Origin of the sequence: Acinetobacter sp. T_3_1 (assembly GCF_025377055.1) — a bacterium.
In the GTDB taxonomy this organism is placed as follows: domain Bacteria; phylum Pseudomonadota; class Gammaproteobacteria; order Pseudomonadales; family Moraxellaceae; genus Acinetobacter; species Acinetobacter kookii.
Genome location: NZ_JACHVD010000004.1, coordinates 101,463 through 123,680, shown reverse-complemented (window position 1 = coordinate 123,680; position 22,218 = coordinate 101,463). Strand labels below are relative to the sequence as shown.

Annotated in this window: 22 protein-coding genes; 10 read left to right on the top strand and 12 right to left on the bottom strand. The window is 42.8% G+C overall.

The window, feature by feature from the left end; translation table 11 throughout:
• Positions 1-46: 46 nt before the first annotated feature.
• On the top strand, positions 47-616 hold the full coding sequence (gene pal / locus H4I94_RS06890; RefSeq protein WP_092818637.1) for a peptidoglycan-associated lipoprotein Pal: 570 nt from the start codon (positions 47-49) through the stop codon (positions 614-616).
• 39 nt (positions 617-655) lie between these two features.
• Here the strand turns inward: pal and H4I94_RS06885 are convergent, their stop codons facing one another.
• Positions 656-850 carry an NF038105 family protein gene (locus H4I94_RS06885; protein ID WP_086196183.1) on the bottom strand — a complete coding sequence of 65 codons (195 nt, stop codon included), beginning with the start codon at positions 848-850 and terminating at the stop codon, positions 656-658.
• 186 nt (positions 851-1,036) lie between these two features.
• On the opposite strand from H4I94_RS06885, the gene H4I94_RS06880 reads away from it, so the two are divergent.
• The 5 genes from H4I94_RS06880 (at position 1,037) to H4I94_RS06860 (ending at position 4,331) form a co-directional block, all read left to right on the top strand.
• Entirely contained in the window at positions 1,037-2,011 is a 975-nt protein-coding gene (locus tag H4I94_RS06880; protein WP_261182508.1) for a class 1 fructose-bisphosphatase, read from the top strand.
• A gap of 54 nt (positions 2,012-2,065) precedes the next feature.
• A complete protein-coding gene (locus H4I94_RS06875) occupies positions 2,066-2,842 on the top strand; it encodes a TrmH family RNA methyltransferase (RefSeq protein ID WP_131273419.1) in 777 nt (258 codons plus the stop codon).
• A 166-nt stretch (positions 2,843-3,008) separates the two neighbouring features.
• Positions 3,009-3,620: an RNA polymerase sigma factor gene (locus H4I94_RS06870; RefSeq protein WP_261182589.1), complete on the top strand. Its 612-nt coding sequence runs from the start codon at positions 3,009-3,011 to the stop codon at positions 3,618-3,620.
• Positions 3,617-3,937 (top strand): hypothetical protein, encoded by a 321-nt coding sequence (locus H4I94_RS06865; protein ID WP_092818641.1) that lies wholly within the window; start codon positions 3,617-3,619, stop codon positions 3,935-3,937. Before H4I94_RS06870 ends, H4I94_RS06865 begins: the two co-directional genes overlap by 4 nt.
• Entirely contained in the window at positions 3,927-4,331 is a 405-nt protein-coding gene (locus tag H4I94_RS06860; protein ID WP_261182507.1) for a DUF3106 domain-containing protein, read from the top strand. Before H4I94_RS06865 ends, H4I94_RS06860 begins: the two co-directional genes overlap by 11 nt.
• A 62-nt stretch (positions 4,332-4,393) precedes the next feature.
• Here the strand turns inward: H4I94_RS06860 and H4I94_RS06855 are convergent, their stop codons facing one another.
• The 4 genes from H4I94_RS06855 to cxpE form a co-directional block, all read right to left on the bottom strand.
• Positions 4,394-6,811, bottom strand: coding sequence for a CSLREA domain-containing protein (locus H4I94_RS06855; protein ID WP_261182506.1), 2,418 nt, complete (start codon positions 6,809-6,811; stop codon positions 4,394-4,396).
• A gap of 23 nt (positions 6,812-6,834) precedes the next feature.
• Positions 6,835-8,637: a rhombotarget A gene (gene rbtA / locus H4I94_RS06850; protein ID WP_261182505.1), complete on the bottom strand. Its 1,803-nt coding sequence runs from the start codon at positions 8,635-8,637 to the stop codon at positions 6,835-6,837.
• A gap of 118 nt (positions 8,638-8,755) precedes the next feature.
• A complete protein-coding gene (hda, locus tag H4I94_RS06845; RefSeq protein WP_092818645.1) occupies positions 8,756-9,460 on the bottom strand; it encodes a DnaA regulatory inactivator Hda in 705 nt (234 codons plus the stop codon).
• A 15-nt stretch (positions 9,461-9,475) separates the two neighbouring features.
• A complete protein-coding gene (gene cxpE / locus H4I94_RS06840) occupies positions 9,476-10,696 on the bottom strand; it encodes a chloramphenicol efflux transporter CxpE (RefSeq protein ID WP_261182504.1) in 1,221 nt (406 codons plus the stop codon).
• A gap of 134 nt (positions 10,697-10,830) precedes the next feature.
• Between cxpE and purM the strand changes: the two genes are divergently transcribed.
• A complete protein-coding gene (purM, locus tag H4I94_RS06835; protein WP_092818647.1) occupies positions 10,831-11,898 on the top strand; it encodes a phosphoribosylformylglycinamidine cyclo-ligase in 1,068 nt (355 codons plus the stop codon).
• 9 nt (positions 11,899-11,907) lie between these two features.
• On the top strand, positions 11,908-12,537 hold the full coding sequence (gene purN, locus H4I94_RS06830; protein WP_261182503.1) for a phosphoribosylglycinamide formyltransferase: 630 nt from the start codon (positions 11,908-11,910) through the stop codon (positions 12,535-12,537).
• A gap of 79 nt (positions 12,538-12,616) precedes the next feature.
• On the opposite strand, the gene H4I94_RS06825 is transcribed toward purN, so the two are convergent.
• Entirely contained in the window at positions 12,617-13,420 is an 804-nt protein-coding gene (locus H4I94_RS06825) for an alpha/beta fold hydrolase (protein WP_261182502.1), read from the bottom strand.
• The gene (sppA, locus tag H4I94_RS06820) at positions 13,417-14,442 is read right to left on the bottom strand and encodes a signal peptide peptidase SppA (RefSeq protein WP_261182501.1); all 1,026 of its coding nucleotides are present in this window, start codon (positions 14,440-14,442) and stop codon (positions 13,417-13,419) included. Before sppA ends, H4I94_RS06825 begins: the two co-directional genes overlap by 4 nt.
• 131 nt (positions 14,443-14,573) lie before the next feature.
• Here sppA and H4I94_RS06815 point away from each other — a divergent pair, with 131 nt between their 5' ends.
• The gene (locus tag H4I94_RS06815; protein WP_261182500.1) at positions 14,574-15,557 is read left to right on the top strand and encodes a lysophospholipid acyltransferase family protein; all 984 of its coding nucleotides are present in this window, start codon (positions 14,574-14,576) and stop codon (positions 15,555-15,557) included.
• Between the two features lie 19 nt (positions 15,558-15,576).
• Here the strand turns inward: H4I94_RS06815 and H4I94_RS06810 are convergent, their stop codons facing one another.
• From H4I94_RS06810 to H4I94_RS06800, 3 genes are all read right to left on the bottom strand, one after another.
• Entirely contained in the window at positions 15,577-18,027 is a 2,451-nt protein-coding gene (locus tag H4I94_RS06810) for a DNA internalization-related competence protein ComEC/Rec2 (protein WP_261182499.1), read from the bottom strand.
• A gap of 202 nt (positions 18,028-18,229) precedes the next feature.
• Positions 18,230-18,913, bottom strand: coding sequence for a lipoprotein-releasing ABC transporter ATP-binding protein LolD (gene lolD, locus H4I94_RS06805; RefSeq protein ID WP_092818651.1), 684 nt, complete (start codon positions 18,911-18,913; stop codon positions 18,230-18,232).
• On the bottom strand, positions 18,906-20,141 hold the full coding sequence (locus tag H4I94_RS06800; protein WP_092818652.1) for a lipoprotein-releasing ABC transporter permease subunit: 1,236 nt from the start codon (positions 20,139-20,141) through the stop codon (positions 18,906-18,908). Before H4I94_RS06800 ends, lolD begins: the two co-directional genes overlap by 8 nt.
• Positions 20,142-20,164: 23 nt before the next feature.
• Between H4I94_RS06800 and H4I94_RS06795 the strand changes: the two genes are divergently transcribed.
• Entirely contained in the window at positions 20,165-20,734 is a 570-nt protein-coding gene (locus H4I94_RS06795; RefSeq protein ID WP_092818653.1) for a PilZ domain-containing protein, read from the top strand.
• 4 nt (positions 20,735-20,738) lie between these two features.
• Here H4I94_RS06795 and H4I94_RS06790 read toward each other — a convergent pair whose 3' ends face one another.
• Both H4I94_RS06790 and H4I94_RS06785 read right to left on the bottom strand, forming a co-directional pair.
• Positions 20,739-21,650, bottom strand: coding sequence for a DMT family transporter (locus tag H4I94_RS06790; RefSeq protein ID WP_092818654.1), 912 nt, complete (start codon positions 21,648-21,650; stop codon positions 20,739-20,741).
• 12 nt (positions 21,651-21,662) lie between these two features.
• Positions 21,663-22,133 carry a YaiI/YqxD family protein gene (locus H4I94_RS06785; protein WP_092818655.1) on the bottom strand — a complete coding sequence of 157 codons (471 nt, stop codon included), beginning with the start codon at positions 22,131-22,133 and terminating at the stop codon, positions 21,663-21,665.
• Between the last annotated feature and the right edge of the window lie 85 nt (positions 22,134-22,218).

Here is a 22,218-nt window from a genome sequence, read left to right as displayed (position 1 = left end):
AATTTAATTTTATTAATCTAAAGTAATGATAATCATGGAGATAAAGATGAAAGCAGTTCAATTATTGGTACTTCCTGTGCTTGCAACGGCATTGGTGATGACTGGATGTGCCAGCCGCAAGCCTGCTGCTGAAATTCAGGCAGGACAAAATCCGAGTGAGGCCACTAGCGTCAGTACTGAAGGTCTAAGTGAAGATGCAGCCTTAAATGCACAGAACCTGGCAGGTGCATCATCTAAAGGTGTCACTGCTGCGAACAAGGCGTTCTTGGCCAAGCGTGTGGTTCACTTTGACTATGACAGCAGTGAACTTTCAAATGAAGACTATCAAACCCTTCAGGCACATGCCCAATTTCTTGTCGCCAATGCCAATTCAAAAGTTGCTTTGACCGGTCATACCGATGAACGTGGTACCCGTGAATACAACATGGCTTTGGGTGAACGCCGTGCCAAAGCTGTAGAAAGTTTCCTGCTGACTAACGGTGTTGCTGCAACCCAATTGGAAGCCGTGAGCTATGGTAAGGAAATGCCGATTAATCCAGGTCATGACGAAAATGCATGGAAAGAAAACCGCCGCGTAGAAATTAACTACGAAGCCGTTCCCCCTCTATTAAAATAAGGGTTCCAATAAAAAAGCGCTCAATCTTGAGCGCTTTTTTTAAGCTTTCTCAGATGCTTGAGAGGCTTCTTGCGGATGCTGCATGGATTCAATCAGATCATGCTTGTTGAATTTTTTGTATTCAGGTTTAGCTTCATATGCTTTCCACGCTTCTTTCACTTTTTCGGCAGAAATATCATCTAAACTCATAGCTTCATTTGGCGTTGGAGTCGCATCAAACTTTTGCGTTGTCATAATTATGCTCCTATCACGTTTTCCATAACCTATAGACCCCAACATAGCATTTTCCACAGAACTTACAAGAGTAAAATCGCGACAAATAGTCGAGTTTAATTGTTCTTTTGCCGCGTTCTCATCTAAAATAGCTGCCCATATTCTTTTGATAATTTTTTATCATTTTCTAATTGGAGCTTTCCTGTCATGTCATACCTCACCCTTTCCCAGTATTTACAACAACAAAACGGGAATCTTACACCTGAATTGGCTCAAGTTATTGAAACAATTGGCAATACATGTAAAGACATCGATCAATTATTGCAAAAAGGTGCTTTGGCTGGTGTTTTAGGGAGTGCACAACACGAAAACGTTCAGGGTGAAGAACAAAAGAAACTTGATATTATTTCAAATGATTATTTAATTGATGCCCTAAAAGTCCATCCACACGTGGGTGGACTGGCTTCTGAAGAATTGGACGAATTCACTCCAGCTCAAGAAAACGGCAAGTATCTGGTATTGTTTGATCCTCTTGATGGTTCTAGCAACATTGATATCAACATGTGTGTCGGGACTATTTTCTCGATTCTTCCAGCAAAAAATGCGCTAACACAGGCAGAAGATTTCTTGCAGGCAGGTACCCACCAGGTCGCAGCAGGTTATGTTCTTTATGGTCCATCCACCATGATGGCGCTGACTGTAGGTGCGGGTGTGGTATTCTTTACCTTTGACCCAGAATCTAAAGAATTTTTGCTGACTTCTGAAAGTATTCAGGTTGCAGCAGATACCAAAGAATATGCGATCAATGCATCGAATCAACGTCATTGGGAAGCACCGGTAAAACGTTATATCGACGAGTTGCTTGCAGGTAAAACAGGTCCGCGTGAAAAAGACTTCAACATGCGTTGGGTGGCGTGTATGGTAGGTGATATCCACCGTATTCTTTGCCGTAGCGGTATCTTTATGTACCCATATGACACTAAAGACCCGAAAAAAGCCGGTCGTCTGCGCTTAATGTATGAAGCCAACCCTATGAGTATGCTGATGGAACAGGCTGGTGGCGCTTCAACAACGGGGCGTGTACGTATTCTGGACATACAGCCGACTGAACTTCACCAACGTGTTCCTGTTGTGATTGGTTCTAAAAACGAAGTTGACCTCGTAACTGGCTATCATAATTAATTTTTTATAGCGGAAGTAAGTCCTCATGACTTGCTTCCGTGGATTTATTCTCCCATGCCGACTATTTTTCTAGAATCAAAAGACAATCCTAAAATTAAGCACTTGCGTGGCTTAATTGAGCAAAATTCTTATCGTAAAAAACAAGGTCAAACCGTACTTGAAGGTACCCATTTGTGTCTGGCCTGGTTAGCAGAAGATAGAAAAATCAAATCTATTTTTACTACCGAACAGGCTTTAAGCCATCCCGATTTTGACCGTATTGCCGAGCAATATCAGGGTGCAGTCTTTGTTATTAGTGAATCCCTGTATAAGGATTTAAGTACGCTCGGTACCACACTGGCTTGTCTTGCCATCGTCGATTTACCCAGCTCCCGAAATGCACTCGATTTCACAGCAGACACCTTGATTCTGGAAAATATTCAGGATCCGGGCAATGTTGGTACATTACTCCGCTCTGCCGCCGCCGCTGGTATTCGCCAAATTGTCTGCACCAAAGGTTCAGCTTCGCTCTGGTCGCCACGGGTACTCCGTGCCGGAATGGGCGCACATTTTTCCTTGCATACTTATGAAAATGTGGCACTGGAAGATATTTTGTCTCAATTCAAGATTCCGGTATACGTAACCAGTTCACATGAATCAGAAAGCTTGTATACGAAAGATTTGACTCAAGCTTGTGTCTGGATTTTAGGCAACGAAGGCCAAGGTGTTTCTGAATATGCGCTTGCACATGCACAGGCGGTTTCAATTCCCCAGCCTGGCGGACAGGAATCGTTAAACGTTGCCATCGCCGGTTCAGTCTGTTTCTTCGAGATGGTTCGCCAGCGTTTATAAACAGCTCTTTCGTTACTTTATTTTAAACATCACTGGTGGATGTTTAAAAATAGACTACACTAGAAAAATAATATTATTTTTGTCAACCAAACCATTATTTCCAACGTTATATAATTATGAAATTGGAAATAATGGTGGGTATCCAATGACAGGATTTTCCATCTCTATGGATTCAGCACCGAAACAGTCTCAGTCGGAAAATTTAAGTACTTTGAAGAGTACGGCTGAACAACGCCTGAAGATTTTTATGCAGGATGTGACTGGACGTGCCCTGGTCATGATGGAAAGTGCGACCCAAGGTCAACAAGGCATTGCGATGGATTTGGTACAGGAAGCATTTATTTCCTTGCACAAAGCTTATGCCGATAAATCGACCGATGAATGGTATCCCCTGTTTTATACCATCTTAAACCATAAACTGCAGGACTGGCGCAGAAAGGAAGCCCGTCGGGCGCAACCTTTTTCTTTTTTCAAGAAGGTCAGTCTAGATGATGATATTGAGCTGAATGATATTGTCGATGAAAACACTCCCAGTCCATTCGATTTTCTTGATCAAGCCGTGACGGCCGAAGAAATAAAAGAAGCCATCGCTCAGCTTCCAGTTCGCCAGCAACAAGCCTTTATGCTTCGTGCCTGGGAAGGTTTTGATACACACACGACGGCACAAATCATGCAGTGCAGTGAAGGTAGTGTAAAAACTCATTATCACCGTGCTATTCAAGGTCTCCGGGCTGCTTTAGCACATTTGAATCCATATCGTGGAGGGTCATCCGAATGAAACAAGATGATTTCTTAAAACAAGTTACTTCCAAACTCGATGGGCTCGCACAACATCACCAAGCTAAACCTGTGGTGATGAATCACGTGATCGAAGAAATTCAAGCACGGGAAACATCCCGTTATGGTCTTTGGAAAATGTCAGGTTTTGCTCTTGCTGCAGCCATTGCTGGATTTGTGGTGTTGCCAGACTCCTTTGAAATGTCAACAAAACCTCAAAATCAAGTGGTGGTGACTCCAAAACTCTCTCCTCAAATGGTTGAAGATTTGGAAATGTTACTGGTTTTAGGTGAGGATAAGGTTCCACATGGCAGCTAAAAAATTAGCATTTGCTTTTTGTGCACTCGGATTTTTACAAACCAGTTTTGCTGGTTTCGAACGTTTTTGGATTTTTTCCAAAGATGCCGATACTCAAGTTGCAGAAACCTGGGAAACATTATCCGATAGTGAGCAACGTGCACTCATTCAACGTTACCAATCGCTGAAAGAATTACCTGAAGCCCAAAGTACCACCTTACAGCAACGTATGGATTGGTTTACCCAGCTTCCAGAGCAAGAAAAACAAAAAATGCGTGAAACCTGGCAGAAAATGAGCAGTCAGGAACGTAGAGAATTAGGTATTCGTATGCAAAAGGCGACACCCGAAGAGCGCCCCCTCATTCGTGAAGAATATATCAGTAAATATTTCCCACAAACGACTACCATTCATTAATCATGTGATTATTTTTAAGAAGTTAAAATCAAAAAAAGCCGCTGACTTGAGCGGCTTTTTTATCACTTCATTCGATAACGTCGATATAAAGTTAAACCTAGAAGAGCAAATACCCCATACACTCCGAATGCCCCCCCACCACTCGATGTTGAATTAGTATTCTTGGCAGTGTTGTTTAAATAAATAGTTGCCGTATTCGATCCCAATCCCTCAGCATCATATATTTTATAAGTCACCGGATAATCGAACTGACTGAAATTATTCTTAACTGCAAAATGTAATTTTCCACCATAACATATATTGCTGACATCATTACCAGGACAAGGACCCTGACGCTCTGCCGTCATAGTCAACCCAGCTGGTAACTTCTCAATTTGGATTGGAATCTCTTGTCCTTGTTTATCCTGGTAAAATGCTGGTTTTGCTGCAGGTAAAGTAGAAGTCAGGCCATCCCCATCATCATGATCATTTTCCAGAGGATTAACGGTTATTTCCAGATTAGAACTTGAGCTAATTGAATAGATATCGTCCTTTGCAACAGGAGTAATATTGACAAAACTTGCCTGTAAAATACCTGAAGACTGCTTGGCTTCACCACCCTTTTCTTTAAGCGTGTATTTACAGTAGGCATAATCAGCGGGATTAAGCAATTCACCGCGTGTGCGATAGATCATGATCTGTTTAAAATCTGCATTCCATTCGCATTTTAAGTCATCCAGTCCACCTTTTAGCACAGCATTACCACCGGTGACGGTGAGTGTGCCAATGCCGTAAGGCTCAACCTCAACGGTATAGTTATCGGCATTTAAACTCTTGATGCGGTAATCTTCACCCGATGTATCACTTACCCGCTCTTCTGTGGGAATCGCCAGTACAAATGGATCAAAATAAATTGCACGGTATTTTTGGTGCTGCTTGGTATATGTCAACAGGTTTTCATATTGAGCTAATTCCTCTTTGAAATCATTGATCCCGGTTGAGTTTTTAACTCCTTCTGCAATTAATGCCTTAAGTTCATCAATATTGGACTGATAAAATTCCAATAAACTAATAATCGAGCTATTTTTTAAATCTGTAATATCTATAGCGGATAAATTCATACGTTCAACCGAACCAATATCGCAGCTATTCTTTTTGCTTGGTTCAAGTTGTAAAACCGTATCTAAAAAACGGCTTAAACCGCGTTGATCAAAATCACTGCAACCTGAACGATTGACATCAATTAAATCTGCCGCATTTTGATTATCTCTTGGATAATATAAAGGCAAGAACATATTATATGCTGATGATTCTGTCATCCTAGACAGTAAGCTAGAAAAACTGATATTAGAGACATCTAAGTTTTTCGAACTTTCAATCGTGGATTCTAAAGCAATTTTAGGTAACACACATTGATTTAATCCTGTCGCCAAGTTCAAGGCATTATTGCTGGCAACAAAGATCATTTTTTCACTCGGAACACCATTATCCGAGTTATAACGACAAGATTTATCCGAATTATTAAAAGCTAAGATATTAAATGCGAAAACTTTGGCGCCCGATTCATCATATAAAAAAGTGCTATATCCCGAATTTTCTACAATCGTATTACTGATAGCAGTAAAAGTCGAATAAGGGCTAAAACGATCTAAACCATCGCTTACTGCCCGTAGAATGCTACCGCTGCTTGAGTTTGCTATATTCTGCGCAATCGTATTCGCAGATAAGTTTATATTTGCAACACCACAAAAATCTAATGTACTGGTACTGGTGGTCGAACCATTCTGAATAATACTGCTTTGAGAAATAGTCACTACAGGTTTGGTATCGCCTAGATTGCTGTAACAATCCATTGCGATAACACTGCCTTTATTGGCCTGATTTCCTTGAATTAAGCTGTTACTTATCTTGACTTCTTTTTCAATATTTTGCGCAATATTATAAATTGCCCCACCCGCAATATCTGCTTTCGAGTTTAGAATTGCACCTTTATTGAAGCTTAAAGTCCCACCGAGCAATAATGCTCCACCCCGACCATTTTCAGCATAACCTTTTTCAAGTTGAATATCATTTAGCGTTAGACTGGTTTCACTCTCGCTGGTATTAAAAATTCTTGAACGATTTTCACCACTAATAATAGTTTTGATCTGTTCAAATGCAGGATATTTTTGCGTCAGTTTATCTTTTTCATCATAGTTAAAACGTGAAACGCCACTAATCACCAAAGCCGATTCCGGCACCAGCTCTGAATTTAACCTATATGTACCAGCTTCTAATTGAATCTTATCCGCTACACCATTCAGTGTATTTCCGGGAGTACACCCACCATAAGCTGTATTTTTTTTCGCAGTAATGATTGCTTCACGCAATGAACAAGCATTTGTGTTCTCGCCATTTTCATCTACAAATGTTGTGACTTTAATGGTTTTATCCTCTGCTGCCATTAATGACATAGCGGATAAAACCATCACACAGAGCAATCCTTTTTTATAATTGTGCATCACTTTTCCCTATTTCTTATTTTTTATTTTTTATAATGACGTAGACCCATTAGACCTAATAAAGCTAATATATTCAACAGCCCCAATGCACCACCTGATGTGTTGACGCTCTTGCTTTCCATAGCATTACTTTGCTCTTGCACGATATTTGCACTAAGCACCAGATATTTTTTATTTTCATTAAAACGTGTAGAAGATGTAACGACACGCAGTTCAAAAATATCCGCACCGCGCCAACTACCATTTGGCGTGTAAACCAAATTACCATCAATATCTAAAGTCAGTGAACCTTTACTCTCCGTTAAGGTTTGATCAACATATAGACAGCCATCTTGCCATTGTTCACCCTCAGGATGTTTACCCAATAACGCTTCACATTTTTCTTTTGGATATAAGTCGCTATCACCCAGATATTGCAAAATATTGATTTTCGCTGTTTCACCTACTTTTAAATCCTGTCCAATACGTGAAATAGTCGTGGGTACAATAATCTCGATAGCACCGCGGTCACACCAGCTGTTATCAGTGGTTCGGCTCATATCACGCTGGTCTAATCCTTCACAGATCACCTGAACATGCTCAGTATTTGAATCAACTCGCCCTTTATTTAAAATGAGCGTATCAAACATGTTCTTTGCACTCAGTAAAATACGTGGCCGTATATATCCTAAAAAGCTATCTTTTGGTGTTGCATAAGGACAAAGTAAAGCTTCCTGGTCTGCAATAAGTGATTTACAACTGCCCTCGCTACTGTCTCCTGCAAAAACTTTATTTCCAGTCCAAAATTCATTCGGATAATTGACATCACCACTTCTACATTCAGAAGTAACCAGGTTATTTTGCAAAATACTTTTATCATCACCACTAAATTGGCAATTATTATTTGTTCCGTTTGGATTACCAATCACAATACTGTTAGCCATATAGCCTTGAGCATTTGGTGCTTCAAATTGCACCCCAGCGGTATTTGCAACAATGGTGAGGTTATTTAAGCCTACCCCATCCCGAATGTTAACCGCATAGCCTGTGTTATTCACAAAGGTACTATTGGTAATCATATTGATCTTAGAGGGAAAGGTCAGTTTAGAAGGGTCTGGAATATTCTTTTCGCTAAAAATATTAGCCGCACCCGACGTGGTTTTATTATTTTTAAAAACGACATTCGTGATGGTGAAATTTGGCCGTTGGCTGTATAAAATACCACCACTCACTGCTTCGTTATTTTCAATCAAACTGTTGCTAATCGATACACGGCTACTATATACGTCGGCATCGGCATTTTCACCCACATTATAGATAGCTCCTCCTAAACGCGCTATTCCTCCCGTGAGTTTGACATACTTTAGAACCAGGTTTTCATTGTTGTATAAAATACCACCGCGATCGGCACAGACGCTCTTTTGACAACCTTCAAAACTGACTTCTTGTATGTTTACCGTAACGCGTTCTTGGGCATTATCATCAATATTAAAAATTTGATCTTGGCCTGTCATACGAATAATCGCGTTGTTTAAACCGGCAACAGCAGTATCACTCACATTAGTTTCATAATAAGTTTTCAGATTAAGTGCTGATGTAATATTAATTTTGCTTGTAAGCGTATAGATTTTTAATTTATCTAACAGAATAGTTGAGGTAGAGTTTTCTCCTCCACATCCATAAAAACCTTGTTTAGGCAACCCCAGATTAACGTATTCTATTGCTTCACGTAATGAGCATTCTTTATCATCTTTTTTAGTATCTTCAGTGGTATTTACAATAATGTCCGCACTATAAGCATGTCCTGCAAAGCATAACATCCCTATACCTATGCTCCGTTTGAGCATATTACTCTCCTTATATTCTTTAATTTTTTTTATTCTTTAGTTGCAATATCCCTGCAACATCGAACTATTTTGATGTACTTTGTCACAGCTTGAACAATTTCTCAAGATTTTTTATTGTTTACCGATATTCATCGATCAGGGCATAAATTTGTCTTAAATTCGCATGACTGATTTTGGTTTTTTCCCCTTTTAACAGTTGAATAAGCTGTTCTAAGGTTTGCAGTAAAACCGAAGTCTGATGAGGTCCATGCGCCAACAAATAATCGATAATCTGCTGGTCAATATGAATTCCCCGACGCGATAATACCGAGTTCACCAATGCATAACGGTCAGCATATAAACTCCCTGATGGCACCTTCACACTGACTGCCTGAGTCAAGCGGGACTGTAAATCCGGAAGTTCAAGCTTCAATTCAATCGGTGCGACACGGGATGAAAAAACCAGTTGCCCCCCACCTTCATTATTATAATTAATTAAATGAAAGACTGCTTTTTGCCAATGTGGAACACCACTAATCGCTTCAATATCATCTAGTGCGACCAGATCATATTGATCTAATGAGGTAATCGCTTCAGTAGGGGCATCCAGCAATTCAAGCAGTGAAACCTGAATTGCCGATTTACCTATTTCCAGATAAGAATCACAAATAGCAGAAAGTAAATGACTCTTGCCAGATCCTGCGCCGCCATAGACATAAAAGCGGTTCATTAAACCGGCATGGAGTTGTCGAACTGCATCGATCACATGTCCCCATCCCGGCCCAGAAAAATCGCTAATTCTGGCATCCAGCTGAGGTTCAATATCGAGTTGCAGTTGACGCATATATGAGCTTTAACCTTAAGGTTCTTTATTGTCTATCAGTTCAATCTTACTCGATTTTTCAGCCTCTTGCAGATTTTTTGATTCCTGATTTTTCACTTCAATATCGACATCTACTTGATCGGCTTCAATCGAAATTGAGTTTGCTCCAGCATCTTGTATGATCAGTGTAGATTGCCTATAAATATGGCTCTTTTCATAACATTCTCGTGCGTGACGTAGCAATACCACAATCACGGCAGCAACAGGCAAGGCAATCAGCATTCCCAAGAAGCCAGCAAGCTGGGCACCGGCCAATACCGCAAACACCACAGCAACCGGAGATAAACCAATTTTATCACCTAACAGGAACGGTTGCAGAATATAACCTTCTACAGCCTGACCCACCATGAAAACCACACCGACCAATGCCAGATGGACCCAGTCAAGACCAAATTGAAATAAGGCCGCAATAACAGCAGCGATTATTCCAACCGCAAATCCCAGATAAGGAATGATACTGGCCAGCCCTGCAATCATGCCAATAATCAGGCCCACTTCCAGTCCGATCAGCTGCAAACCCGCTGCATACACCACGCCCAGCAAAAACATCACCAAGAACTGACCTTTAACAAAGGCACCTAAAACACTATGACACTCCGCTACAATATTTAAGGTCGTCTTTTCATAGGGACGAGGAATCAGACGGCGCAGGCTGTCTAGCATACGGTCCCAATCCAGCAGGAAATAGAAGGCAATAATTGGAATTAATATGATCGTTCCGCCAATCTGAATAAAATTCAGACCCGACTGGGCAACTTTCAGCACGACCGCCTGAATACTGTCTGCACTATAATTAGTTTGAATATAATCCATAATGGCCGAGGACATCTGCTCGGTATCTATTTCCATTGGCACCAGATTGAATGTATTGGATAACCACGGCAGGAAGGTATAATTTACCCAGTGAATACCTGCAGGAATACTGGTTTTAGCATACATCAGCTGTTTCCAGACCAATGGGACCAGATACCACATTGCCAAGGTAAGCACGATACCAATACCGATAAAGACCACACTAATCGACATCCAGCGCGGCAAACCGATATTATGTAACTTATCCACCAAAGGACTAAATAAATAGGCAATTAAAAATGCCCCGATAAAGGGTAATACCACCGGTTTAAGCAGATACAGAACCCACAGGAGGAATACGATTGCTGCAAGTATAAAAATGCGTCGTGAGGTGCGATCGACCATAGAAACTCGCCTTTTTTCGGTTTATTTGTTCTAGACAGTAAAATATTTTAATAAAGATAGCATTTTAGCGCATAAATAACATAAGAGTTTCGTATATTCGGGTATAATCGCGGCGCGAATGCGGAGACTTCATTATGAGCAACTCAACTTCCCCTAACACTGGTTTAAGCTATAAAGATGCGGGTGTCGACATTGAAGCGGGCGACTTACTTGTCGATCGTATCAAATCTGTCGCAAAACGTACTTCCCGTCCTGAAGTAATGGGCGGACTAGGCGGCTTCGGCGCACTTTGTAAAATCCCTAAAGGTTATGAAGAACCTGTTCTCGTATCTGGCACAGATGGTGTTGGTACAAAATTACGTTTGGCATTGAATTTGAACCGTCATGACACGATTGGTCAGGACCTGGTGGCAATGTGTGTCAACGATCTTCTTGTATGTGGTGCAGAACCATTATTCTTCCTCGATTACTATGCAACGGGTCACCTCAATGTAGACGTTGCAGCAAATGTAGTGACAGGTATTGGCGCGGGTTGTGAGCTTGCTGGCTGTGCACTGGTAGGCGGTGAAACTGCTGAAATGCCAGGCATGTATGAAGGCGAAGACTATGACCTGGCAGGCTTCTGTGTAGGTGTAGTTGAGCAAAGCAAAATTATTGATGGCTCTAAAGTCAAAGCGGGTGACGTTTTAGTGGGTGTTGCGTCTTCAGGTGCACATTCAAACGGTTACTCTCTTCTTCGTAAAATTCTTGACGTGAAAAACGTTGACCTCACTCAAATTGTTGACGGTCGTCCACTTGCAGACACGGCAATGGAACCAACACGTATTTACGTCAAACCAATTCTTGAATTGCTTAAACAGGTCGATGTTCACGCGATGGCACACATCACGGGTGGCGGTTTACCGGGTAATTTACCTCGCGTACTTCCAAACGGTGCTCAGGCAGTGATTAATGAATCTTCTTGGCAATGGCCTGAACTGTTCAAACTTCTTCAAAAAGAAGGTGGCGTTGAACAATTTGAAATGTACCGCACATTCAACTGTGGCGTAGGTATGGTGCTTGCTGTTGACGCTGCTGATGCAGACAAAACTGTTGAAATCCTCAACGGCCTTGGCGAAAAAGCATGGACCATGGGTCATATCGTTGACAATGCCGAATCAGTTGAAGGCGCAGACGAAAAAATCCGTGTGGTTTTTGCATAAGTACTTCGCATGATTAAAATTGCTGTTCTTGTTTCAGGTAGTGGAAGTAACCTGCAAGCGCTGATTGATGCCAACCTCTCAGGTCAAATTGTCGGGGTGATTTCCAATAAACCGGAAGCATATGCTTTAGAGCGTGCTGCAAAAGCAGGAATTCAAACTGCAGTAATTGAACACAAGCAATATCCTAACCGTGAAGCCTTTGATGATGTGATGCATCAGCAATTGCTCGATTGGGATGTTGATCTGGTGGTTCTTGCAGGCTTTATGCGCATCTTGAGTGCCAAATTTGTCAAAGCCTGGGAAGGAAAAATGCTCAACATTCACCCTTCCCTGCTGCCGTACTACAAAGGCATGCACACCCATCAACGGGTACTCAACACAGGTGATGTACTGCATGGCTGTACGGTGCATTATGTCACTGCCGAACTGGATGCAGGTCAGCCACTTGCGCAAGGTGTGCTAAAAGTAAATCTGCATGATAATGCTACTTCTTTAGCAAATCGGGTTCATGTGCTTGAATATTTAATCTACCCGCAAGTGGTGGAATGGATTTGTACAGGCGCAGTCCAGCATACTGAACAGGGTGTGCTGTATCGTGGTCAGTCAATGAAAGAGCCCGTGCAATTCTGCAGGTTTTAAAGAATATTCATTTATAAAAAACGCATCCTCGGATGCGTTTTTTATTGCTTTATTTTTTAATCATTAACTGGAGCAGAAATTACACTGCCGGCTGCTGAATCAGTTGCTTGATCAATGCGACGGTCTCTAGCGGTTTTTCCAGTGGAAACATGTGGCTTCCCGGAACAACCGTATATGGAATACCAAACTTCTTTTTCGCGATTTGCGGAAAGCCCCGCCCAATAAACGGCCCTTTTTCCGCCATCAGCAGCTGGACAGGCACTTGAGGTTTCGGCTGCGGCAGCCACCATAATGATGGATTGGTTCTAAAAATATTCACCTCATCCATTTTTGCAATGGTCAACTCCACACCGCCCCGCACCTTATCCTCAGTTAAAGCATGATCGATATAGGCCTGGAAGCAGTCCGCATCAAAATGTTGATAAAAGCCTTTAGGACGAAGCAATTCAGCTGCCTGTTCACGACTTTCCCAATGATCTCTGCGACGTAAAGATAAAGAGGCCGGCGACATTTTATCTACGGCTTTTAGCTTCAAGGTTTTGGCTACATGCAAAGCAAAGCCATCTTTACCCATAATTAAGGGTGGATCAATCATAATGACCTGTTGAAACAGCTCTGGACGTTTTAAGGCTGCCTGAAAAGTCAGCACCGATCCTAAAGAATGACCGAGACCAATGACTTTGCTGCCATTGGCCTGGCGTACAATACTGTCAATGACCTGATTGGTCAGGCTGTTCCAGTGATTGTCTATGGGATAACGCTTGTCTGGACCAAGCAAGGGCACATAAATAATGTCATATTCATCTTTCAGTCCATCAAACAGCTTTTGATAAACTTTTGATGGCACGCCATTGGCGTGCGCAAAGTGGATCACGGGTTTCATTGCAATTTTGTCGTTTGTTCAGATTGGACCTGCTGTGAAATTGAGCTGGCAAAACCTTGCCCCATTGAACTTCCCATACGTCCTAGTACTGAATCGAAAGGATTATATTCAATAGTGTAATTGACTGCTTTTTCCAGTTTCAGTTCTCGTTTCAAGCTATTTAAACTGCCGGTACGGTCTGCAATGCCTAGTTTCACGGCCTGTTCACCTGTCCAGAACAAACCTGAGAATATGGCAGGATCGTTCGACTTCAATTTTTTACCACGGCCCTGTTTCACGGCATTAATGAAGTGGTCATGTACATTATCCAACACCCCTTGTACATGGGCCTTTTGCGCAGCATCCACTGGCTGAGTCATTGATAAAAGTGCCTTATTTTCACCAGAGGTCATGGTACGGTCTTCAACGCCTAATTTCTGCATTAAGCCATTCACGCCATAGTTCGGCATAATCACACCAATAGAGCCGACCAAACTTGAAGGGTTGACAATGATCTCATCCGCAGCAGAGGCGATATAATATGCACCCGAAGCACCGGTATCCCCAATGATGGCGTACAGTTTTTTATCTGCATGGGCTTTCTTCAAATATTGAATTTCTTGCCAGATTTCATCCGATTGAACCGGTGAACCCCCTGGTGAATTAATATTGAGAACCACGGCTTTGCTTTGCTTGTTTTCAAAGGCTTTCTTAAGTGCTTTGACTGTATCTGTGCTATTCACACTTTGCTTATCCGCAGCAATGGTGCCAATAATATCGACCACGGCAATATGCGAACTGGTTGTCGCTGTTGGATCTGTACTCGAAGTACTGCAGCTTTTAGCCATCAGCACCAAAATAAACAGGATATAAGCAAAAGTGAGAAATTTAAAGAAGATTCCCCAACGACGCGCACGGCGCTGTTCTTCTACAGAGGCTAAAACGGCTTTTTCTAAAATATGCCATTCTTTGCCAGTTATATTTTGTGAATTATGTTGTGTATTTTGAATTTCATTTTCTGGTTTTGGTGGCCAATCGGACATGGAAAACGATCCACTGTTGAGTTAAATTGGACTCATTATATACACTGATCGGGTTAAATCTGTCTAAATTATCTGTTTTCACTTATAATAAATTTATCTTTTCCATTCATGATGCAATTGACAATACAACAATGACCGATCGAAGCTCCCAGAATACAACCTATCGTCTTTTGCAGTTTATTAGCCGACAACCTATTCAAATTTCTCGATTTATAGCGCGTGGTTTAGCTGGTCTGGTCAATGCTCTCAAAATTTCCAAAACTTCAGAAACCATTCGGTTGAATTTAAATATCGCCCTGCCTGAACTGAGTGATGCAGAGCGGGAAAAAATTACGGCTCAAGCCATCCGTAATGAACTGATCTCTTATTTTGAGTTTTTCAGTATCTGGGGTTCCAGCAATGAAGCCAATCTTGCACGCATTCACAAAGTACATGGTAAACAGCTGCTGCTGGATGCACTTGCCGCAAACAAAGGTGTGGTTTTAATCGTTCCGCATTTTGGCACTTGGGAAATCATGAATGCCTATATTGCCCAATTTACCAAAATGACCATCATGTACAAACCGGTCAAAAATGAAGCGGCCGATCTGTTTGTCCGTAACGCCCGTAGTCGCGAACAGGCAACTTTGGTGCCTACCGATGAATCCGGAGTTCGCCAGATTTTTAAGGCCTTAAAGCAAGGCGGAACGACGGTGATTTTGCCCGACCATACACCCAATGTTGGCGGTGAAATGATTCCTTATTTTGGACTGCCTTTGGCCACCAGTAATTTAAGTGCCAAACTGATTCAAAAAACCAAAGCCAAAACCTTGTTTTTATATGCACTGCGTAATGAGGATCAGGGTTTTGATCTACATTTTGAAGCAATTGATGAACGTATCTATTCGGTCGATACCAATCAAGGCACAGGCATTATTTTTCAAGCCATTGAAAACCTGATCCGCCGTTATCCTGAACATTACCATTGGAGCTATAAACGCTTTAAAGCCAGCCCCGAATTGGATGCACTGTATTATCTCAATAAAACAGAGGCATTGGCACTGGTCGCTAAAGTCCGTGCAGAAACTGCCGCTCACAATCCTGCAATTCCAGTAGAAAATGAACAAGTCATATAGTCAGGTCTATAGTCAGACCCTAGTATTTAAGTTTTACTGCTGCACGTTTTAACCATTGCCGTTGTTCACGCGCATACTGTAATTGCATTTGTCCATTGGCCTGTCTTCTAAACTGGATGCTGCCCTGCTGTACTGTGCTCAAGACAGGAATATCCAGCTGCCCTAGACGTTGCAGCGTCATTTTACTGGGATGTCCATAGCGATTGTTAAAGCCTGCCGATGCGATCACGACTTTCGGGTTTAACTGCTTTAAAAAAGCATAGGCCGAGCTATGCCGACTGCCATGATGTCCCAAAACCAGCACATCGACTTTTAAGTCTGGATAATCCTGCAGAATTTGATATTCCGTTTGCCAACCGGCATCTCCCATCAGTAAAAAATTTTGATAGGGTTGGGCATTTTTCACCTGCAGATAAATCACACAGGACATTTCATTTTTCTCAGCGTTGGCATAGGCCAAATTTTCGGTTTTGGGCGACAGCACGGTCATGTTTACGCGATCACGCCACTGCCAGTTTTGCCCTTGATGACAATAATCAAACTGGCTGGAATCCGCGACTTCAAGTTTCTCATTTGAATAGACCTGCCTGATGGGGAACTGCTGTCTGATCGACTCATAGCCACCTTTATGATCCTGGTCTAAGTGGGTCAAAACCAGCTGATTCAATTCGCTCACCCCCTTCACCGATAAAAAGGGCAAAATGATTTGCTTGCCCACACTGAATTTAGCTTCATCATAATTTCCGCCCATATCAACCATCATGGTCTGGTCTTGATCGCGGATAAAAATCGCCTGTCCTTGTCCAACATCCAAGACATTCAATTCAAATTCATTTTTACGGGCATCTAGGGCAATTAAAGGCATAAAGCACAAGATAGACCACGCTTTAGGCAACACAGCGCGCGGTAAAAACAGGATCATCAATCCCAGACACACACTGAGCCACACGGCAAAGTTCATGGCAATCTGCTGTAAGGTCGGGGCAAACAGCCGATCTAAAAGTTGCAGCAACCCCAGCAAGGCAGCAAGACACAGATCGTTGATTTGAAAAACCAGTCCGCCCAAAGGTTCAGCAATGAAATAGCACAGCGCTGCCAACAGATCCAAGGGCACAATCACCAGACCAATCCAGGGAATGGCAAACAGATTACTCAGTGGCGTAATCCATGCCATCTGTTTAAAGAACAGCATCATCAGGGGAAATAAGGCCAGAAATATTTTCCACTGCGATTCGATTAAAAGTTTCAGCTGCATTTTGAGGTAGTGTGTTCGGGTCTTGAGCTCCTCCGTGCCGCTTTGCTGCTGCATGGTCTGGTAAATGCGCAGCAACACAAAACATGCGCCATAGGACAGCCAGAATGCAGCCGATAAAATACTGAAAGGATCAAAAATTAACAGGATAGAGGCACTAAACAGCAAAATATTCAGTGGTCGGAGCTTTTGCTTGAACAAGATAAATACACTGATCAACAAGCAGCTCAATAGCGTTCTGAGCGCAGGAATTTCAAAGCCAACAAATGCACAGTACAGTGCTACGCTCGCGCAAAAGGGCCAGATCAGCAGATATTGCCTGGGCCATTTCAAATAGAGTTGCGGTCGATAATGAGCAATGAGCTGATGCAGACTCCAACACAGCAGTACGGCAAAAATCAACACATGCGGCCCGGATATGGCGAGCAGATGACTCATACCAAAGCGCTGAAACAGTTGCTCGGTGTCTGTAGCCAGCAAACTCTTGTCTCCGGTCAATAAAGCCAGTATTAAACCTTTATGCTGCACGGGCTGCTGATGGATAAAATTGCGTAATGCCAAACGCTGCTGCTCAACCCAGAGTTGAATCTGACTGGAAACAGAAGCATGTTGCCTGAGGTATCGTCCATGCCCTAAAGCATCAACTTCTTGTTCAGTCAGCTTGTGGATTGATGAAACTTTAAATCCGGACATGATATTTTGCTGGATATACCATTGTTCCTGATCAAAGGCTCCTTCAGTGGCATAGCTATGCGCAGGCAGGACTTGTCCCTGCAAACGGTAATATTGACCTAGCTCAAGTACCGCAGATGAACTTGAATCTGGTGCATTTTTTAAAAATGCCTGCCACCGCACCACTTGTGTATGGCGATTCAATACCTGAATTTTTTGCTGGATGGTCGGATCGCCTAATTCATTGATGTGTTTAACATAGGCAATCACCTCCACTGCTTCAGGCTGTTGTTCCCGAAACAGTAAACGCTTATTTAATTGATGATCAGCATAACTATAGCCGAGTGCAATCCCCAGGCTCAGTCCCAGAGAAAGCTGTAAAAACTTAAATCCTAAGGAATAAGCCTGTTTGAAAACAGTCAGCTTTAAAAGGAGAAGCACGATAAAAAGAGCGATACATGGAATGAGTAAAGACTGCAATATCGGGTAGTTTTTTCCCATTGTGGCAATCCCTAGCACCCAGCCGATACAGATTATTTGAATCATTGTGATTATAATTTTTTTATTTTTGGCAATATTAAAGCCCACCGGAGTGAGCTTCAATCGTTTTCTAAATTTATCGATCAGTGTCTAGGGTTGGGTGACACTTCATCCTTGTTTGTGACAACGAATATTTTTTACGCTGTATACATCTCATTGTTTAATTGGAGCTTACAACGCAAATCATTTATGAAGTGTCAGACAATCCTTAACCATCAATCCAGACGCCGTCTTGCATATGCAAAATCGAGTCGGCAGTCTGGGCCAGCTGTTCATCATGGGTCACAATCAGCATCGCCATATTGAACTCATCACGTAATTCACTCAGCAATTCAAAAATTTTCACTGCCGTTTTACGGTCCAGATTCCCCGTCGGCTCATCTGCCAGCATCAGTTCCGGCTTTGCCACCAGAGCACGCGCCAAGGCAACACGCTGACGTTCACCACCAGACAGCTCGCCCGGTTTATGCGTCATGCGATGCGACAGTCCGACCCGATTAAGCAAATATTCAGCCTGCTCTTTAGATTGCTTATAGGTCGTTCCTGCACGCAGCATCAGCGGCATGGCCACATTTTCCAGTGCGGTAAATTCAGGCAACAGATGATGGAACTGATAGACAAAGCCTAAATGCTGGTTACGCAAATAGCCACGCTCGGCTTCACCCAAATTATCGAAGCGCTTGCCGTTTAAGAACACCTGCCCTGCTGTTGGACAGTCCAGACCACCCAACACATGCAGCAAGGTACTTTTACCCGACCCACTCGAACCGACAATAGACACAAACTCGCCTTTTTTGACCTCTAAGGACAAGTTTTTAATCACTTCAACGGTGGTTTTGCCATCGGTAAAACTTTTCGAGATATTTTTCGCTTCGAGGACAAGATTACTCATAACGTAAGGCCTCTGCTGGTTGGGTTTTTGCAGCACGCAGTGCCGGGTAAATTGTAGCCAGGAAACTTAAAACCAGTGACAGGCTGACAATCACCACCACATCTTGCCAGCGCAAATAAGACGGCAAGTAATTAATGAAATAGGCATCAAACAGGTTCAAACCAAATGCTGTATTCAACCAGCCAATAAAGCCACTGATACTTGAAGCGAAGATAATTCCCAGAATGGCACCGGAAACTGTCCCGATCACGCCAATAATGGTGCCCTGTACCATAAAAATCCGGGTAATGGTTGCAGGTGAAGCCCCCAGCGTGCGCAAAATGGCAATGTCGGATTTCTTGTCGGTGACGACCATCACCAGTGAGGACACAATATTAAATACAGCCACCAGTACAATCAGGAACAGCAGCAAGCTGACCATGGCTTTTTCCATCTGAATCGCACTAAACAAATTACCGTGGGTAAAGGTCCAGTTCGATGCATAGAAATTGCTTGGCAGGTCTTTGACAATATCATCCGCCACTTCTGGCGCCAGGAAAATGTCATCCAGTTTTAAACGCACACCTTGAGCACCATCCGGCAAGCGCAATAAAGTGGAGGCATCATTCAGGGCGATATAGCCCATCATCGAATCCACTTCCGCCCCGATACTGAAAATACCGACAATTTTAAAGCGCTTGAAACGTGGCACCACCCCTGCAGGCGACGGCGTAGCTTCAGGCAGCACTAAGGTAATATTGTCGTTTAATCCCAAACCCAGTGAATCGGTCATTTGTTTACCCAAAACAATGCCAAATTCACCCTTTTTCAAGCTATCAATACTTCCCGCAATCATGTGATTCTGGATAATGGACACGTTCTTTTCGTATTCAGGTTCGATGCCCGTGACCATAATTCCGGCCACTTGCCCCTGTGCCGTCAGCATGCCCTGTAATTGGGTAAAGGGCGCTACACCCTTGACATGCTCATGCTGTTCAACTTTTTTTGCAAGTTCCGGCCAATTTGTTAATATTTGTGTTGAAGAAACAGTAGCTTGAGGTATCATTCCCAATACACGGTTTTTCAGCTCGCGGTCAAAGCCATTCATTACAGATAAGACTGTAATCAGTACGGCCACACCCAAGGTGAGACCGATCATAGAAACCAGAGCAATAAAAGAAATAAAGTGGTTGCTACGCCGTGCACGAGTATATCTCAACCCGATGTACAGCGAGATTGGTTTAAACATACCATTTAGTCCGAGGAATAATTATGGAAAATTTACAGCATCAAGGCGGCAATAAGGAACGCCGCGTTATGTCGCGTATCGATGCTGCTTTGCGAATAAATTATCAGATTATTTCTGATGATGTCGCGCTTAATGACCCTTATGATCCTAACTTTGTGCTGCCCCGCTATTTTCTACTACTCGCAGAATTAGATCAATTTGATCACGCTGTAAACTACGAATTAGAACAATTAAATGAAAAAGATCAACAAATTGCTAGAATATTATCCTTATTTAACCAAAAGTTAAACCTCATTACCGGCTCTTTATACGATGCAATTGTACAATCCATGTTACCAATCCCGGAACATGTCAATTTTTCCGAAACCGGTTTCAGTTTCTTTAGTGATCACCCTATTCAGGAAGGCACCTATATTCATGTGACCTTAAGTCACCCTGAAAATTTCTTCCATATTGCTGCAACTGCCCAAGTGGTCTATAGCCGAACGGAAGAGAACGGCAAGTTCCGCACCGGCGCTTATTTTATTACCTTGCATCCACAAGACCGGGTCAAACTTGCCGAATGTGTCAACCTCGGCAAAAATAAAGACTAGAAATTTAACTGTTGAACTTGATCTTGGTGGCGAGATTCTGGCTCGCCTTAAGATCGCGATAGAAATAAACAAACAGGCCAAACAATAAAATAAAGGCCCCGACAAAAACCATCACCGATAATTTTTCATCATTCAGCATCGCTCCAAACAGCATGGCCAACATGGGTGTCAGCACCGTAGTCAATGATAAGGTCGTCGCCTTAATATTTTGTACCAGTTTGAAATAACAGAACATCGCCAGCAGTGAAGCCATAATCACCGCATAAAACAAACCGATCAATGCCTTGGTATTCGGGATATGATCTGGTGCATGCTGCCAGATCAACGGCAGCATGCCCAGTGCAAACAGGCTGGAGACCAGAATCGATCCCGTTGCCTGGGCCATGGGTTTCAGTGGTGCATTGACTTTTTTGACCCAAAAAATGGATGCGCAATACACCAAAACACTGATCAACATCAGTCCTATGCCCATCGGCTGGACATGCTGGTCACTGCCCCCCAGACAGATAATCCCCAGCCCCACTACTGCAATGCACATGCCCAGCCACTGCAGGCGATGCAAATGAATGTTAAAAGCAAAACGTCCGATTAATCCGGTCATGATCGGAGCCAAACCAAACATCAGGGCGATAATGCCTGAGCTTAAATAGTCAGTAGCCAGATAGGTAAAGATTTGCGATCCAATAAAACTGCAGGCACCTGCAACATAGCTATGCAGGGAGATGGCATTGAGAGGCAACTTGGTTTTCAGTAAAACCAGCAAACCCAAGGCTAAAGGCAAGGCAATAAAAAAGCGCAGTGCCAAAGCCCACAAACTATGCAGATCTGAAACACTCCAGACAATTGCCAGAGGCGTGGTTGCCCAAATAAACACCAATAAGGCATACGTGGACATAATGTTGGTTTTTGACGGCATGAAGAGCTCAAGTTACGCTGCGGTTTTACGTTTCTGTTTCTGAATGGTTTGATCCAGTGCACTGGAAAATTCGCGCTTGTCTCGTTCGGAAATCGGAGGAGGTCCACCGGTTTGTACACCCGCCCCTCTTAAGGTATCCATAAAATCACGTAGATGCAGGCGTGCTTTTACATTGGCAGCAGTATAGATTTCACCGCGCGGATGAATGGCTATTCCGCCCTTTTCAATGACTTGAGCAGCCAGGGGAATATCCTGAGTCATGACAATATCATGCTCTTTCATGCGCTCGATAATTTCTTTATCTGCCGCATCTGCGCCACTCATGACCTGAAGGGAGTTAATCCGTACGGACGGGGTAATACCCACATTCTGGTTGGCCACAAAAGTGACTTCCAGCTGATAACGGTCGGAAGCGCGAATGATCACATCACGCAGGATTTTAGGCAATGCATCGGCATCAACCCAAAGTTTAAATGGCAGCACACCATATCCATAGTCAAAAAAGAAGAGTACCTAGTTTAGCAAATTCCATGTGACAGGAGGATGGCTAAATCTATTGTGCCTCTTG

What these genes read in the sequence shown, in the direction of transcription:
- H4I94_RS06810 (WP_261182499.1), bottom strand. Translation starts at nt 18,027, where the DNA reads ATGATTCAAATAATCTGTATCGGCTGGGTGCTAGGGATTGCCACAATG.
- lolD (WP_092818651.1), bottom strand. Translation starts at nt 18,913, where the DNA reads ATGAGTAATCTTGTCCTCGAAGCGAAAAATATCTCGAAAAGTTTTACC.
- cxpE (WP_261182504.1), bottom strand. Translation starts at nt 10,696, where the DNA reads ATGGTCGATCGCACCTCACGACGCATTTTTATACTTGCAGCAATCGTA.
- H4I94_RS06855 (WP_261182506.1), bottom strand. Translation starts at nt 6,811, where the DNA reads ATGCACAATTATAAAAAAGGATTGCTCTGTGTGATGGTTTTATCCGCT.
- hda (WP_092818645.1), bottom strand. Translation starts at nt 9,460, where the DNA reads ATGCGTCAACTGCAACTCGATATTGAACCTCAGCTGGATGCCAGAATT.
- H4I94_RS06860 (WP_261182507.1), top strand. Translation starts at nt 3,927, where the DNA reads ATGGCAGCTAAAAAATTAGCATTTGCTTTTTGTGCACTCGGATTTTTA.
- H4I94_RS06825 (WP_261182502.1), bottom strand. Translation starts at nt 13,420, where the DNA reads ATGAAACCCGTGATCCACTTTGCGCACGCCAATGGCGTGCCATCAAAA.
- H4I94_RS06790 (WP_092818654.1), bottom strand. Translation starts at nt 21,650, where the DNA reads ATGCCGTCAAAAACCAACATTATGTCCACGTATGCCTTATTGGTGTTT.
- H4I94_RS06800 (WP_092818652.1), bottom strand. Translation starts at nt 20,141, where the DNA reads ATGTTTAAACCAATCTCGCTGTACATCGGGTTGAGATATACTCGTGCA.
- H4I94_RS06885 (WP_086196183.1), bottom strand. Translation starts at nt 850, where the DNA reads ATGACAACGCAAAAGTTTGATGCGACTCCAACGCCAAATGAAGCTATG.
- pal (WP_092818637.1), top strand. Translation starts at nt 47, where the DNA reads ATGAAAGCAGTTCAATTATTGGTACTTCCTGTGCTTGCAACGGCATTG.
- H4I94_RS06865 (WP_092818641.1), top strand. Translation starts at nt 3,617, where the DNA reads ATGAAACAAGATGATTTCTTAAAACAAGTTACTTCCAAACTCGATGGG.
- purN (WP_261182503.1), top strand. Translation starts at nt 11,908, where the DNA reads ATGATTAAAATTGCTGTTCTTGTTTCAGGTAGTGGAAGTAACCTGCAA.
- rbtA (WP_261182505.1), bottom strand. Translation starts at nt 8,637, where the DNA reads ATGCTCAAACGGAGCATAGGTATAGGGATGTTATGCTTTGCAGGACAT.
- H4I94_RS06870 (WP_261182589.1), top strand. Translation starts at nt 3,009, where the DNA reads ATGGATTCAGCACCGAAACAGTCTCAGTCGGAAAATTTAAGTACTTTG.
- purM (WP_092818647.1), top strand. Translation starts at nt 10,831, where the DNA reads ATGAGCAACTCAACTTCCCCTAACACTGGTTTAAGCTATAAAGATGCG.
- H4I94_RS06815 (WP_261182500.1), top strand. Translation starts at nt 14,574, where the DNA reads ATGACCGATCGAAGCTCCCAGAATACAACCTATCGTCTTTTGCAGTTT.
- H4I94_RS06795 (WP_092818653.1), top strand. Translation starts at nt 20,165, where the DNA reads ATGGAAAATTTACAGCATCAAGGCGGCAATAAGGAACGCCGCGTTATG.
- H4I94_RS06880 (WP_261182508.1), top strand. Translation starts at nt 1,037, where the DNA reads ATGTCATACCTCACCCTTTCCCAGTATTTACAACAACAAAACGGGAAT.
- H4I94_RS06875 (WP_131273419.1), top strand. Translation starts at nt 2,066, where the DNA reads ATGCCGACTATTTTTCTAGAATCAAAAGACAATCCTAAAATTAAGCAC.
- sppA (WP_261182501.1), bottom strand. Translation starts at nt 14,442, where the DNA reads ATGTCCGATTGGCCACCAAAACCAGAAAATGAAATTCAAAATACACAA.